The following is a 14,853-nucleotide window of genomic DNA, read 5'->3' on the forward strand; positions in this document are numbered from 1 at the left end:
ATTCTGTGGATAATTCCACGCCAAATCTGGTGCGGAAATCCCGTGTTGCAACCGTGCTTGCGGCTATTGCCATATTTCGGCAATAGATATGTTTTTTTCGCATTTGTGATTGTTATCTATCTTCCAGAGAATGTTCAGCGGGACGTTTTGAGGATGACAATTCCTTCCGCCACGCGCCGTTCGCGCGAGGTGAGTCAGGAGAAAAAACCATCGCTACCTCAACGCCTTTTCCCTGAGGGGAAACTTTTTTATAAATCAGGAGAAAGGTTCCAGTGAAATTTGCCAAAGGCATGACTATTCTTGCGCTCGCGCTGAGTGCACACACCGCGTTCGCCGCCGATGAAAACGTCCCAACTGACAGCTCAATCCACGTGAAGGCCGATCCTGCACTGAAAAGTCTGCTGCCTGCGGATGTGGTGAAACGTGGCTACATTATTGCCGGAACCAACCCCAACACGCCGCCAACCACTTTCTATAAAGAAGACAACAAAACGCTGGCCGGTCGTGAAATCGATATCATGAATGCCGTGGGCGAGCGTCTGGGAATCCAGGTTCAGTGGCGCGACACCGGCGGTTTCGACAACATCATTCCAGGCCTGAAAACCGGTCGTTACGATGTGGCGCTCTCCAACATCAACGCCACGCCAGCGCGTGCCAAAATCATCGACTTCGTGGGTTATTACGATGCCAGCCGCCTCGGCATTATCTCGCGCAAAGATGCCAACATCGCGCCATTCAAAGAACTGGCCGATGTCTGTGGAAAAGAAGTGGGCGCCGGTTCCGGTACCACCCAGGTTACGCGTCTTGAAGACGCCAGCAAAGCCTGTGAAGCGGCGGGTAAAAAGCCAATCAAAGTCTCCGTCTTCCCGGATCGTCCAGCCGGCGTGCAGGCGGTGGTAAGCGGTCGCGTGCCAATGTTCCTTGGCCCGTATGAAGGTTTGCTGTGGCAGGTGAAGGTGATTAAACCGCTGACCATGAGCGGTGAGATCACCGTACATGACGCACCCGTTTCCGTCGCTTTCCCGAAAGATTCCGCGCTGGAGCCCGCTGTACAGGCCGCGCTTAACTCGCTGATCAAAGATGGCAGCTACAACAAGATCCTCGACAACTGGGGCATCGGCTTTGGTGCTGTTAAACAAGCCAAACGCAATCAGGAAATCTTTCAATGAGTGACATTCACGACCACACCGGCGATTTGAAAATCGTCGGCAAACGTTACTACGGACGCTGGCTGAGTGCGCTGGTCGTGTTGTTGTGCGTGGTGGCGATGGCGAACTCGATGATTAACAATCCACGCTTCGAATGGAGCGTGATTGCGGAGAACTTTACTGGCGAATCGATCCTGCAAGGCGTATTAATGACGCTGCAGCTCACTGCGATCTCTGTGGTGCTGGGTTTTGCCTTCGGTACGGTGCTGGCGCTGATGCGCCTCTCCTCCAATCCGGTGCTGGTGGGCGTGAGCTGGTTCTACACCTGGTTCTTCCGTGGTGTACCGATGTTGGTGCAACTGTTCCTGTGGTACAACATCGCGGCGCTTTATCCCACCATCGCCCTGTCGATTCCGGGCCTCGGCGAACTCTGGAGTATGCAATCGAACGCGCTGGTGAGCCCATTCAGTGCGGCAGTGATCGCGCTGGTGATGCACCAATCTGCCTATGCCGCCGAAATTGTGCGTGCGGGTATCCAAAGCGTCGGCAACGGCCAGCTGGAAGCCGCGCGTGCGCTCGGCTATCGCCCTTCGCAGATTTTCCGTCACACCGTGCTGCCACAGGCGATGCGCGCCATCATGCCGCCCGCCGGCAACGAAATCATTGGTCAGCTGAAAACCACGGCGGTGGTCTCAGTGATCTCGCTGCAGGATGTGCTGTTCTCGGCGCAGATTATTTACCAGCGCACCTATGAAGTGATTCCGCTGCTGCTGGTGGCAACCTTGTGGTATCTGCTGATGACCTCGGTGCTTTCAGTGGGGCAGTTCTATGTGGAACGCTACTTTGGTCGTGGCGTTACGCGCCGTGAAAAACGCAGCCTGTTGAAATCTCTGCCGGGCTTCTCAGCGCCGAAAGCAGAAAGGAGCGTCAGCAATGGGTGAAGCGATCGCCTTACGTAAAGTCACCAAGCGCTTCTCTGGCGTCACCATTCTGGATGAAGTGAATCTGGATATTCCCGCCGGTTCAGTCACGGTGATCCTTGGGCCGTCGGGCTCGGGAAAATCCACGCTGCTGCGCTGCATTAACCATCTGGAAAAACTGGATGGCGGCACCATTCGCATCGGCGGCGAGATCATCGGCTACAAGCAGAAAGGCCAGGCGCTGCACGAGTTAAGCAGCGGTGAAGTTGCGCGTCAGCGTGCCGAAATCGGCATGGTGTTTCAGCAATTCAACCTGTTCCCGCACCGCACCGTGTTGCAAAACATCGTCGATGCGCCGATGCGCGTCAAGAAGCAGAGTCGTCAGCAGGCGACAAGTAAAGCGCTGTCGCTGCTGAAGCAAGTGGGTTTATCTGGCCGCGAAGATGAGTGGCCGCAGAATCTCTCCGGTGGACAGCAGCAGCGTGTGGCGATTGCCCGCGCGCTGGCGATGGATCCCGGCGTAATGCTGTTTGATGAACCGACTTCAGCGCTCGATCCCGAACTGGTTGGCGAAGTGCTGCAGGTGATCAAACAGCTGGCGCACTCCGGCATCACCATGGTGGTGGTGACGCATGAGATTGGATTTGCGCGTGAGGTTGCCGACAACATTGTGTTTATGGAAAGCGGCAAAATCGTGGCGGCGGGGCCAACCCAGCAAGTGCTCGACGACCCGGAAAACGGGCGCGTAAGAAACTTTATTGCAACGGTGCTTTAGGCACCGTTTTTCTTTTTTGATGCCAGGAACAGTGATGACGCAAAAACCGGTAATGCACAGCGCCCATTGGGGCGCTTTTCATGCCCAGCAACAGGGCGATCGGCTCACCATCGAACCGTTCAAGGGCGATCCCGATCCCAGCCCGCTGCTGCAAAATTTCCACACTGCGTTAAACCATCCGGCGCGCGTATCCCGTCCGATGGTGCGCCGTGGCTGGCTGGAGAACGGCCCGGGCGCGGACGATCGTCGTGGCAACGATGAGTACGTCGCGGTGAGCTGGGATGAAGCTTACGCGCTGGTCACGCGCGAACTGCAACGCGTCGGCGATAAGTACGGCCCGGAAGGCATCTTCGGCGGCTCTTACGGCTGGTCAAGCGCGGGGCGCTTCCACCACGCGCAAAGTCAGGTGCATCGCTTCCTCAACACCACGCTCGGCGGCTACGTGCGTTCAGTCAACAGCTACAGTTCCGGCTCCGCGTCGGTGTTGCTGCCGCATATCGTCGGCGACATGAATGAAATTGCCCGTCGCGGCGTCAGTTGGGAAGAGATCGTCCAGCACAGCGAAATCGTGGTGGCATTTGGCGGTTTGGCGCTGAAAAACTCGCAGGTCGCCAGCGGCGGTTTGAGCGAACACACCGAGCGCGGCTTTATGCAGCAGGCGGCTGAGCGCGGCACTCGCTTTATCTCGGTCAGCCCGCTGCAAAGCGATCTCCCTGAAGAAGCGCAGGGCGAATGGCTGGCGCTGCGTCCGGGCACTGACGCGGCCTTCATCCTCGGCGTGTTATCGGTATTGATCGCAGAACAGCTGACCGACGAGGCTTTCCTCGCGCGCTACACCGTGGGCTGGCCAGAAATGGCGGCCTACATTCGTGGCGAAGAAGATGGCACGCCGCGCGATGCAACGTGGGCAGCAGAAATTTGCGGCGTAAGTGCTGCGTTCATCAGCGATTTTGCGCGCCAGCTGCACGGCAAACGCGTGCTGGTGACGGTGGCGCATGCCTTGCAGCGTGCCGAAAACGGCGAACAGCCGGTGTGGCTGGGATTGGTGCTGGCGGCCGCGCTCGGTCAGCCGGGCTTGCCGGGCGGCGGCTACACCTATGCGCTAGGCGCGCTGGGCCATTACGGCAAGCATCACAATCTGGTGAGTTTCCCGGCGCTGCCGCAGGGCAAAAACGGCATCGATCGCCTGATTCCGGTGGCGCGCATTTCCGATATGCTGCTCAATCCCGGCAAGCCGTTTGATTACAATGGCCGCCGTTTAACCTATCCGCACATCCGTCTGGCATATTGGGCGGGCGGTAATCCGTTCCATCATCATCAGGATCTCGCGCGCTTGCGTCAGGCCTTCTGCCAGCTGGATACGCTGATCGTGCATGAGATCGCCTGGACCGCCAGCGCGCGCCATGCCGATATCGTTTTGCCCGCCACCATGACGCTGGAGCGCGAAGACATTGGCGGCGCACCCACCGATCGCCACTTGTTTGCCATGCAGCCGGTGGCGCAACCGTTCGGCGAAGCCAGAGATGATTACGCGATTTTCACCGAGCTGGCGCGCCGTTTAGGCCGCGAACAGGCCTTCACCGAAGGGCGCGATACGCGCGGCTGGTTGCAGCATCATTACGCCCAGCTGCAGCAAAAGCTGGCGGCGCATCAGGTTAAGATCCCCGACTTCGAGAAGTTTTGGCAACAAGGCGTGCTGGAGTTGCCGCAGCTGAAAGACGGCGGCCGTATGATCAACGCGTTTCGCGCCGACCCGGAAGCGTCGCCGCTGCCGACGCCGAGCGGGAAAATTGAAATTTTCTCTGCCACCATCGCCAGCTTTAACTACGAAAACTGTCCGGGACATCCGGTGTGGCGTGAACCGCAGCAAAAACCGAATTCCGATCATCCGTTTTGGTTGATCGCCAATCAGCCGGCGACGCGTTTGCACAGCCAGCTCGATTTTGGTGATTACAGCCTGAGCGGCAAACGCCATGGCCGCGAAGTGTGCAGTTTGCATCCGGCGGATGCGGCGGCGTCAGACATTAATGATGGCGATATTATCGAGCTCTACAACGCGCGCGGCCACGTGCTCGCCAGTGCGCGTCTCACCGAAACCATCATGCGCGGCGTGGTGCAGTTGCCGACCGGCGCCTGGTACGATCCGGTCGATCCTACCGCGCTGCGTCCGCTGTGCCGTCACGGTAATCCCAATGTGTTGACGCTGGATATCGGCACGTCTTCATTGGCACAAGGTTGCAGCGGACAAATCACCGTCGTGCAGGTGCGTAAATATCGCGGCGAAGTGACGCCGGTACAGGCGTTTATTCCGCCTGCCTAAAAGCAGACGCATCTCAATAAATTAAAGTGTGACTTTGTCTCACCGAGTGATAGACTCAGTGTGACAAAGTTACACTTTGGAGGATGTATGGCTTTAACCAAACTGCGTCAGCAAGGCGGAGCCGTTGTGCTAACGATTCCCAGTGACATCGCGACCAAAGCGGGTTGGCATGTGGGGATTGAGCTAGATGTCACTGCAACTGACGAGTCAATCAACATCAAACCTGTTAACCGGCTCGCACGCGGCAGGAAAACGATGGACCAACTGTTAGCTGGCATTGATCAGGAAGAGATTCGCCAGTTTAATGAAGCCGTCAGCGACGATTTGCAGGATAAACCGCAGGGCAAGGAGGCTATCTGATGATATCGCGCAGAGTTCCGCAGTTAGGTGAAATCTGGCACGTCAACGGTGATCCCGTTGAAGGCAGGGAGTTTAAAGGGCCGCATTATTATCTGGTGATTTCACGGCGGGAACTCGTCGCTGCTTTAGGGACAGCGGTTTGCATTCCGGTAACCAGCGGTGGCGGCGCATCACGCTCGAGTGCTGTTGCGGTGTATCTGGATGGCAGCAGCACGGATACCGGCAGCGTAACTGGCGTAGCGTTGTGCTACCAACTTCGTTCTCTTGACCTGACCGCGCGGAAGGCAAGTTTCGCCGCGAAAGTTGAATCGCACGTCATGGATGAAATCCTGTCGATGGTAGTGGATTTGATTGATCCGCGTTAAAAAGCTGAATGCGCACCCTACGAAAATCACGATGACAATCGTAGGGACGCCATTCATGAATGCCGCCCCGTTCACCCTAACTGACTAGCTTTTTCATCTCACGCCGTGGTTTTCCGGTTATGGGTCAAATCTTTCACCGTTTCCGCTGCACGTTTACCGGCAAGGAACGCGTGGTCCGAGTTGTAATATTCCCATTCGCTGTAGCGCCCGGAAAGATGGATTCCTTGCGTTGCCAGCCAGCTGCGAATCAGCGTGACGTTGGCGGTGCGTTGATGGTCGTACACCACATAAGCGTACGGCATATCCACTTCGCTGGCGGTAACGATCTCATCATCGGCATTGATGATGCCGACCCGAATACAATCCGCAATGCAGCGTTCAATCAATGCATCGCCTTCGCAAGGAAGCGGCTGATCGTCGCGATAGGTCATTTCGCAGGTCAGGCCAAAACCGCCTTCTGGATTGCAGTGCGGGCTGGCGTTGCCCTGTAAAAAGATGCGGTGGAACAGCGTGTTACCGGGATAGTAAATCCAGTGTTTGTCGCTGATATTGGCGCGGCCAATGCCCAGATTGACGCAGCGCACCGAGATATGACGCAGTTGCTTCGCCGCTTTCTGCACCGCTTCTGGTGCAAAGCTGCCCATCAATCGCACCAGTTCTGGCAGCGGCAAGGTGCTGATCATCTGGTCATAATGAAACTGTCGGCCATCACTTAACAGCACGCGCCGTTGCAACGGCTGAATTTCGCTGACGCCCGCTTCCATCTCCAGCGTGCAGTCCAGATGTGGCAGAAATCCCTCCATCAGCGCCTGAAAACCGCCGCGCAGCGGATAGCCAAAGCGCGCATTGGGGCCGACCGGCTTATCCAGCGGCGCCAGCGCGCCGGAGATGATCTGCTCCAAATCGGGCAGCGGCACGCGTCCGCCGAGCCATGAGGTTTCCATATTCACCAGCGGGGTTTTCCACAGTTTCTGGTTATACGGCAGGGCGAAATGGCGGGCGATGCCTTTGCCCCAGGTACGGAAAATAAAGCTTTCGAAATCTTCGCTCTCCGGCTGACAAACCAGGCTTTCACCATCCGGGATGGCGCCATCGGCGCAGCAATCACGCCGTGCCTCGGTGGCCACCGCCTGTAACGCGGGAGGCGACGCATAGCGCGCTTCAATCGCGCCCAATACGCACTCGCCAATCACTTCGGCAGGCAAACCATGCAGCGCCGACTGGAACGGATAGCGGGTGTAAACATCATGGCTGTAAACCCAGGCTTCACGCGTTTGCCAGTGCTGATTGTCGCCCAGCAGAATGTCGTACAGACGCAACACGTAAGGATCGTTGGAGAACATGATGTGGCCGGCGTGATCGAAGGTGAATCCCTGATCTTCGACCGAACGGCACCAGCCGCCCACGGTGGCATTTTTCTCCAGCACTACCGCGCCCGCGCCGTAGTGATAACCGGCGCTCAGTCCGGTTGGCCCGGCGCCCAGAATCAAGCACTCAACGGTATTGTGCGCCAGCGCGGGCGGACGTGCGGCGGCTACTTCGGGATGGGAAATCTGGCTTTTGGTCAGCGCCACGATATGCGCCTGCATCTCCTCGACGGTGCGATCCCACGAGGTTTCCGCTACGCGTGCCGCCATGTTTTTCGCCAGCTGATAGCGGGTTTCCACCGGCATGTTGAGCGCCGCTTCGCAGGCCTGAATAAAGCTCTGATGTGAGTCGGCGATGCTCACCACATCGGTGTAATGTCGCGCCACATCGGCAATTGCGGTGCTGACAATCGGCAGCTGCGCCGCCATGTATTCCAGCACCTTGGTGGGGCTGATAAAGCGCGTCGAAGCATTGAGCGCGAACGGCATCAGGCACAGATCCCAGCCGGCGAGAAAGTGCGGCAAGGCGGCGTAGGGTTGCTGGCCAAACCAATGCAGATTGCTGCGCTGGGGCAGGCTGGCGGCATCAATTTTCACCACCGGACCGACCATCACGATCTGCCAGTCGGGATGCGCATCGGCCAGCGCGGCAATCAGCGTCAAATCGAGGCGCTCATCTATCACGCCGTAATAGCCGAGGCGCGGTTTTGGCAGGTTTTCCTGCAGCGGATGGCTGTTAGTGCGGTCCAGCGCCTGTTCGAAATGTCCCGCATCGACGCTGCTTGGGCAGCAGTATACCTGCGAATGGCGATGTTGCTTCGCTTCATACAGGCTGGTGCCGCCGGTGAACACCAAATCGGCGCGGCTCAACAGCGCCGATTCACGCTGCTGAAGCTGGCGCGGCGCCTGGTTAAAGGCGGAGAGCTCATCCATGCAGTCATAGATAATCGCGCTCGGTGTAAAGCAGGCCAGCAGCGGCAGCGCCATCGGCGTGTAAAACCACACCAGCGGCGTTTCATCGTCATCAAGCAGTTCAGCCAGCAGCGGTTGCAGCACGGCGATTTGGCTATCGTGAAAGCCAGGCGCGGCCACATCGGTATGCGGTTCGATCACCGTTACGTTTGGTGCGGGCTGATAGTGGCGTAACGCGGCTTCACCGGGCTGATAAATCGGCTCTTCAATAAACACAATGCGGTGGAACTGGGCGAGGCGCGACAACAGATGCTGTGGACGTTGAAAGACAAATCCCCAACGTAAATGACTGAATACCACTAATACGGATTGTTTCATGACGCTTTCCTCTGGCCTGCTGGCCGCGGTGATAAGACCCTGAAAACGGGCTAATAATCGTTGTGATTGCTGTAATGACGCGGCATAAACCGGGTTCAGCAGACGCTTTTTGTGAGGATCGACATCCCACAATCCGCTGCGTGGCCAGTGTTCGAGATCTTCCCAAAGTGGGCGATCGATAATCGGGTAGAGGCAGATGCCGCGAATATCACAGCCATTGAGCTGTGCCTGCGCGACATCTGCGGTTACTTGTGAAATCCAGGCGGCGCGTCCGCTGCCGACGTGGCTGGTTTCCGCCAGCAAAATGGGCCGCTGGTAACGCTCAGTTAACTGCGCCAGCAGCGGATGCAGCGGCGCGCGGCGCGCATCGCCCAGATGCCACTCCAGTCGGCAGCCGGACCCGGTGAGCCACTGATTGCTGTGATAATAATTGGCGCCAACCACATCGAGATAGTGCGGTTTGCCGCCGAGTTCCGGCTCGCGCAAACCGGCGATCATGTCCCACGCCTGATATTGCGAAGCGTTGATATCGCGGGTGCGCTGTCGACACGCATCGCTGTCTTCATTCGGCACCACGTGAATAATCGGGTCGCAGTGCAGGAAACGCGCACGCGGATCTGCAAGGCGAATGGCGGCGCAACCCGCCAGCGTGGCGCGAATCAATTGACGCTTAATCTCATCGGGATCGGTGTGAGCATTATTGCCAAACAGGCCGACAGAAATTCCCCACGCCATAAACGAGATTTCATTCATCGGCGAATAAATGGGTGCGTCTTCATAATATTCCGCGAGGAAGCCCGACATGCGCTGACAAAAAGCGGCGAAGCGCGGCACAAATTCGCTGGAAAATAAGGTTAAGTCATCCGGCCAGCCGTAATGGCAAAAGGTCCAGTTAATTTGCACGCCAAAGGAGCGCGCCGAATTCATGCGTATTTTTAAACTTTCGAGCGTGGTTTGCGGTTCCATTTCCGCCAGTCGCCAGCCAATACTTTCGCGGGCGGAGGTCATGCCAAACTGCTGCAGCGCGGCGTAATCGTTATGGTATTGCGATAAATGGTCGGTCAACGCATTCATTGAAAGCCGCTCGCCGAAGGGATTGATATGATCCGCTCCCTCATAACCGGCTTGCCAAAAGCTGGAAAATGGCGGCATGGTGTTCCCCCGGAATGAAATTCAGGAAATAGAAATAAATAAAAGAAGTTAATTGTTTTTTAGGGTCGCCATTAATGGCGACCTGGGGAAATGACTGTTGAACCTAATTCAAATTATAACCACGCTTTGGCTTAGCGCAAATGGCTGAGCTGAAAAGAAAATAAGCCCAGCGTGAGTTTTACTTATTTAAGTGAAGCGGTGCAAAGAAATGAAGATATTATTGTTGCGCGATTTCTTACGCTTAACTCACATAATGAAAAGAAGGGCGATGTTTAATTTATTTCATTACTACACTTTAATTAACCCAATTCGGGTTTACGGAGGTACGTATGTCAGAACGTCCAGATGATGATGTAATTCCACTGCCAGGTGATGATGAAACATTACCTGACGAAGATGATGATTTACCCCGCGATACTGAATTCCCTGAAGATCAGCAACCTAAAATCTGAAAATCGGTCGAGCCGCCGCTGGCGGCTCACTATTTAGAGTGCACTCTGCTGTAATTCCCCCATAATACCTCTCCAGGATTCATTTATTTTTTAACACTTAAGGGAGAGATACGATGGTCAACGACTATTTCACACAGCCAGCGATTGGCGTCACAGTTGAGCAGCATAAACGCACCGTTGCGGTTGCGGCGGCACTAGCGGTGGCAAAAGAGTCAGTTAGCGCCTCAACCTCTGCCAGCGGATCAAAGGCATCGTGGGATTTGCAGGCGGTTGCCAATGAGATCGCAAATCTGGCCGATGCCATTCAGGATGCGCTGGAGCCGGTCGAAACGCTTTAAGCGAGTAACTGGGTTAACTGCGCCAGATGCGCACTGTTAGCCAACTCGCTGCTGTTCAGCAGTTGTTGCTGACGTAGCGGGGATTCCTGCTGCAGTGCCGCGCGCAGCTTGCCTGCAACATCCACCGCATCGGCCAGCGATTGCTGACGAGTGCGGTGATGCTGCATCTGCAAGCCGTCGCGTAGCGTAATCGTCACCAGATGAAAACGCAGCGCCGGGTTAATCGCATCCGGTGGCGCACCTTCATCTGGCGTACGACGCACCTTTGCTGCCAGCGGCATCACCTCTTGATTCAACTCGCCTTCGGCAAACTCCTGCAAACGCAAATCGCCATACATCAGCATCGCGGCGATCACATATTCCAGACTGAAACGCGCTTCGATGCTGTTGGTTGGCACGCGCACCGATGCCGCAATATCACCGCCCGGCGGAAACGCCACGCTAATTTCGCTAATGTTTTCCAGCAAACTTTCCAGTGATTTACCGCTCGCCAGCCATTGATTGCGCAAGATGCGCGTGGCTTCGGCGGCGCTGTGCGTACCGGCGCAGGTGGGGAAGGGTTTGAATTCCAGCCCAGGCGCGACGATGCGCCACGGCTGCGCCCAATGCTCAATCAGTTTTTCCGGCTGCGCCTGGCCATTGCTGGTGGCGGAGATGAAAGCGTCAATTACGCCGTCCTGCTTGCCATCAAAGCCTGCCAGCGTCAGCTGTGCGGCGCTCACCGCGCGTTCAGCTGCAAACCCGGCATGCAGCGGCTTTACCGCCGAACCAAACTGCGCGCGTAAGCCGCTGGCCTGCGTGGTGGCGATGCCGAGCAGCGTTGCGGTGGCAGCCACATCTAACGCCAGCAAACGCGCCAGCGCGGCGGCAGCGGCAACTGTGCCAAGCGTCGCGGTATTGTGATGACCTAAAGCGTAATGCTGCTGGCTGACGGCGAGGCCTAAACGTCCGGCAACCTCCACGCCGACCGCATAGGCATCAAGAAACTGATCCAGCTCAGAGGGCTGCAACTGCTGCCAGGCAAAGAGCGCAGGCAGAATCACCACGCTGGGATGCCCGCGAAAATCCGCATGGAAATCATCGTAATCCAGCGCGTGGCTGGCATACCCGAGCAGCAGCGCGTTGGATCGCGCGCTGCCGTCGCCATATACGCTGCGCAGCGCCGGTAATCCGCTGTCTGGCACCTGACCTTGCAGTACCGGCCAGCTGACGGCGAGGAAATCACGCACCCCTTCGCGTGCCGCATTACGTGCGGCGGCGTCCGGTTGGCTGTGAACAATGCGCTCAGCCAGCGCGGCAGTGAGGCTCATCAGCTCACGCTCTTCAGCGCTGCGACCGCCAGATTGGCGAGATAGCGCGACGTCGGCAGCAGCACATCATCATTGATGCGAAACGCCGGGTGGTGCAGCGCATAAGGCTCGCCGGTGCCAATCATCATAAACGCGCCCGGCAGCTGTTGCTGATAGAACGCGAAGTCTTCGCCGATTGGGCTGGCTTCCACCACGCGCGCCTCAAAGCCGCTGGCGCTGGCCTGCTGCAAGGCAAAATCCGCCCAATGCGCATCATTTACCACCGATGGCGGACCCGCGTGCCAGTTGAATTTCACCTCGGCGGCGAAAGCGGCGCCGATACCTTGCACGATTTCACGGAAGCGCTGCTCCAGACGTTCGCGCGTTTCCTGCGAGAAGGAGCGCACCGTGCCTTCCAGCCAGGCGCTATCAGGAATCACGTTCCAGGTGCTGCCGCTGTGAATCTGGGTGATCGAGACCACCGCGTTATCGCCGGATGGCGCATTGCGGCTAATCAGCGTTTGTGCGGCCGAGACAATTTGCGCGGCAATCACAATCGGATCGTTCCCCTGATGCGGTTTGGCGGCATGGCTACCCATGCCGGTGATGCTGATATCAAAGCGATCGACTGCGGCGGTGAGCGGACCGGCTTTGCTGCCAATCACGCCTGGCGGCAGCGACGGATCGTTGTGGATGCCGAAGATTGCCACCGCGTCATCCAGCGCGCCGGTAGCAATCACATCGGGCGCGCCCTGGCCAGTCTCTTCTGCTGCCTGGAACAGAATGCGCACGCGACCCGGCAGCGCATCTTCCTGCTGCTTAAGCAGAATCGCTGCGCCCAGCGCCGCCGAGCTGTGGAAGTCGTGGCCGCAGGCGTGCATCACGCCGGGACGTTCAGATCGAAAGCTCACGTCTGACTGCTCTTCAATCGGCAGCGCATCGATATCGGAACGTAGCACCATCAGCGGTCCGTTTTCACGACCTATTTCAGCCACTAAACCGGTTTTGAGCGGCAGATCTAGTACGCGAATCTGGTGTTGCTCTAATTGCTGACGAATTCGTGCGGTGGTTTCAAACTCTTGATTGGAGAGCTCGGGAAAACGGTGCAGTTCGTGGCGGAAAGCGATCAGCTGTTCGCCTAAGGTGTCGAGAGATTGGCTCATGCTTTTACTCCTTGTTGTGCCGCCTGGCGCGTTAACCACGCATCGTGGGCGCTTTCATCCAGTACTTTCTTCATATACTGCGTGATGTGGCCTTTGCCGAGATCGGTGGTGTGCATCAGCTGGAAACCGCGCTTTTTGTACATCTCGATCAGCCACGGATGGCTGGTGGCGGTGCCGAGCGACACCGCAGGCGCGCGCAGTTGGCCCAGCAGAATCTCCTGCTCGAGGCGATCCTGCACCTGACGACCATATTGCTGGCCGGGATAATCGGGATGCGCGCCAAACCAGCCGATATGCGGCAGGCCAAACGGACCGGGCAGCGGTCCCCACGGATAGCGTACGGTAACGGATGAGACCATCACATCATCGGCATACAGGGCATAAACGCCGTGGCTTTGCAGATGACGCAGCGTTTTGGCAAGGTCGGCGGTGGCGGCATCAAATTTGATGCCGAGCGCCAGCGTCGGTGCATACGCGGCATGCATCAGCGCCTGATAGGTTTCCACCTCGTCTTCTCTGACCTGACGAAATTCAAGTGACATAGACATCCCCGGAAAAATATGCGCTTTTGTAGGGTCGCCATTTATGGCGACCTTACAGGCGTCCATACAAAAGAGATCAGATTACCAGCAAAGCCATTCCCCGCTATATGTGAAAAATAACTAAGCTAATGCGAATTTGTGAAAATGAAATCGCCCCTTTTGCATTGCTTAAATCGTTATTTACCGTAGTATGCAGAAAATACATAGCGCTATAACTATTCTGTATTAACCCTCTGAATTATCTTAATTTAATCCGTTATAGCCTTATTCTTAATCAGGGTGACGCCGTGTTAGCGATCAAATCTCCGCGTGCATATGCACATGAATCCGGTTTGCGTGCGCGCGCCGGTGAATTTATCAAACCTTACGCTTCCCATATTCGCATCTTTACTTCTCCCCGCGCCTGGCAGGCCGTTAATCCGGAATTAACCCAGAGCCTTGAAGCCAATAATATTCGCTGGGAAATAGAGTATCTGACCGGTGAATGCACCGATGACGCGATTGAAACCCTCAAACACAATGTCGAGCAGCAGGGCGCTGAACTGCTGTTTGCGGTCGGCGGCGGACGCGTGCTGGATGCGGCGAAAGCGGTGGGCAGCCAACTGCCCGATCTCAAAGTGATCAACTTCGCGACAGTCGCCGCGACCTGCGCTGCCTGGTCGCCGGTGGCGATTGTTTACAATCAGCAAGGCGGGCATGTGCGCAGCCAGCCGCTGGGCAAAATGCCGGATTTGGTGCTGGTAGATAGCGAGATTATCGCGCGCAGCGACGTGCGTTATCTGAAGGCCGGCATCGTTGATGCGCTGGCCAAATATTACGAGTTCTATCCGTATCAGAGTAACAATCCCAACGATCTGGCGCTGGATCTCAAAGTGATGACCGCTAAACGCGCGCTGGATCTCTACCGCGAGCTGGGCCCAGCGGCGGTTGCCGCTAACGAACAGCAGATTGTCACGCCGGAACTGGTGAAAATCATCGATGCCAATATTGTGTTGGCCGGCTTAGCCAACAGCGTGCGCGATGTGCTGCCGACGCCAGGTTTTGCCCACGCTATTCACAATCGTCTGACGCATCAGCCGGAACTGCATCAATGGCTGCACGGTGAAAAAGTGGGTTACAGCCTGCTGGTGCAATCGCTGATTGAGCATGACGGCGTGCCGGATGCCGATCTGCTGACGCTGCTGCGTGCGTACGACATGCCGCTGACCTTAGCGCCGTTAACCGGTGACCGCGCGGCGTCGATTCGCACCATCGCAGAACAGATTAAATTCCCGGCGGCCAGCGCCGAACGTCTGCCATTCCGCATCTCTGCCGATGCGCTGGAACAGGCGCTGCTGGCGACCGAGAACACGTTTTAAATCGCACCACTTTT

13 protein-coding genes are annotated in these 14,853 nt (G+C 56.9%); 9 read left to right on the forward strand and 4 right to left on the reverse strand.

The features are described from left to right. Positions 1 to 272: 272 nt before the first annotated feature. The 6 genes from K5Y30_RS17755 to K5Y30_RS17780 all read left to right on the forward strand — a co-directional run bounded on the left by K5Y30_RS17755 (position 273) and on the right by K5Y30_RS17780 (position 5,888). Complete coding sequence (locus tag K5Y30_RS17755) at positions 273 to 1,169, forward strand: ABC transporter substrate-binding protein (RefSeq protein WP_222212530.1); 897 nt, start codon at positions 273 to 275, stop codon at positions 1,167 to 1,169. Further along, positions 1,166 to 2,089: an amino acid ABC transporter permease gene (locus K5Y30_RS17760; RefSeq protein WP_222212532.1), complete on the forward strand. Its 924-nt coding sequence runs from the start codon at positions 1,166 to 1,168 to the stop codon at positions 2,087 to 2,089. The genes K5Y30_RS17755 and K5Y30_RS17760 overlap by 4 nt, the downstream gene beginning before the upstream one ends. Next, complete coding sequence (locus tag K5Y30_RS17765; RefSeq protein ID WP_137387006.1) at positions 2,082 to 2,843, forward strand: amino acid ABC transporter ATP-binding protein; 762 nt, start codon at positions 2,082 to 2,084, stop codon at positions 2,841 to 2,843. The genes K5Y30_RS17760 and K5Y30_RS17765 overlap by 8 nt, the downstream gene beginning before the upstream one ends. 34 nt (positions 2,844 to 2,877) lie before the next feature. After that, positions 2,878 to 5,163, forward strand: coding sequence for a molybdopterin-dependent oxidoreductase (locus K5Y30_RS17770; protein WP_222212534.1), 2,286 nt, complete (start codon positions 2,878 to 2,880; stop codon positions 5,161 to 5,163). A gap of 87 nt (positions 5,164 to 5,250) precedes the next feature. Further along, on the forward strand, positions 5,251 to 5,523 hold the full coding sequence (locus K5Y30_RS17775) for an antitoxin (protein ID WP_110867195.1): 273 nt from the start codon (positions 5,251 to 5,253) through the stop codon (positions 5,521 to 5,523). Further along, a complete protein-coding gene (locus K5Y30_RS17780) occupies positions 5,523 to 5,888 on the forward strand; it encodes a type II toxin-antitoxin system PemK/MazF family toxin (RefSeq protein ID WP_217548016.1) in 366 nt (121 codons plus the stop codon). The genes K5Y30_RS17775 and K5Y30_RS17780 overlap by 1 nt, the downstream gene beginning before the upstream one ends. Before the next feature lie 98 nt (positions 5,889 to 5,986). On the opposite strand, the gene K5Y30_RS17785 is transcribed toward K5Y30_RS17780, so the two are convergent. Continuing rightward, the gene (locus K5Y30_RS17785; RefSeq protein ID WP_222212537.1) at positions 5,987 to 9,697 is read right to left on the reverse strand and encodes an FAD-dependent oxidoreductase; all 3,711 of its coding nucleotides are present in this window, start codon (positions 9,695 to 9,697) and stop codon (positions 5,987 to 5,989) included. Positions 9,698 to 10,026: 329 nt separating this feature from the next. Here K5Y30_RS17785 and K5Y30_RS24875 point away from each other — a divergent pair, with 329 nt between their 5' ends. Both K5Y30_RS24875 and K5Y30_RS17790 read left to right on the forward strand, forming a co-directional pair. Continuing rightward, positions 10,027 to 10,149 (forward strand): hypothetical protein, encoded by a 123-nt coding sequence (locus tag K5Y30_RS24875; protein WP_255421536.1) that lies wholly within the window; start codon positions 10,027 to 10,029, stop codon positions 10,147 to 10,149. Positions 10,150 to 10,262: 113 nt separating this feature from the next. Then, the gene (locus tag K5Y30_RS17790) at positions 10,263 to 10,487 is read left to right on the forward strand and encodes a hypothetical protein (RefSeq protein WP_008103158.1); all 225 of its coding nucleotides are present in this window, start codon (positions 10,263 to 10,265) and stop codon (positions 10,485 to 10,487) included. Here the strand turns inward: K5Y30_RS17790 and K5Y30_RS17795 are convergent. Genes K5Y30_RS17795 through K5Y30_RS17805 form a run of 3 tightly spaced genes read right to left on the reverse strand, consistent with a single transcriptional unit; the run spans position 10,484 to position 13,481 of the window. Then, entirely contained in the window at positions 10,484 to 11,797 is a 1,314-nt protein-coding gene (locus K5Y30_RS17795; RefSeq protein ID WP_222212538.1) for an MmgE/PrpD family protein, read from the reverse strand. The genes K5Y30_RS17790 and K5Y30_RS17795 overlap by 4 nt on opposite strands. Further along, positions 11,797 to 12,939 carry an amidohydrolase gene (locus K5Y30_RS17800; protein ID WP_222212540.1) on the reverse strand — a complete coding sequence of 381 codons (1,143 nt, stop codon included), beginning with the start codon at positions 12,937 to 12,939 and terminating at the stop codon, positions 11,797 to 11,799. The genes K5Y30_RS17795 and K5Y30_RS17800 overlap by 1 nt, the downstream gene beginning before the upstream one ends. Next, positions 12,936 to 13,481, reverse strand: coding sequence for a GNAT family N-acetyltransferase (locus tag K5Y30_RS17805; protein WP_222212542.1), 546 nt, complete (start codon positions 13,479 to 13,481; stop codon positions 12,936 to 12,938). The genes K5Y30_RS17800 and K5Y30_RS17805 overlap by 4 nt, the downstream gene beginning before the upstream one ends. Before the next feature lie 287 nt (positions 13,482 to 13,768). On the opposite strand from K5Y30_RS17805, the gene K5Y30_RS17810 reads away from it, so the two are divergent. Beyond that, positions 13,769 to 14,839, forward strand: a complete 1,071-nt coding sequence (locus K5Y30_RS17810) for an iron-containing alcohol dehydrogenase family protein (RefSeq protein ID WP_222212544.1) — start codon at positions 13,769 to 13,771, stop codon at positions 14,837 to 14,839. Positions 14,840 to 14,853: the final 14 nt, after the last annotated feature.

This window comes from Pantoea sp. DY-5 (assembly GCF_019795955.1).
Taxonomy (GTDB): domain Bacteria; phylum Pseudomonadota; class Gammaproteobacteria; order Enterobacterales; family Enterobacteriaceae; genus Pantoea; species Pantoea leporis.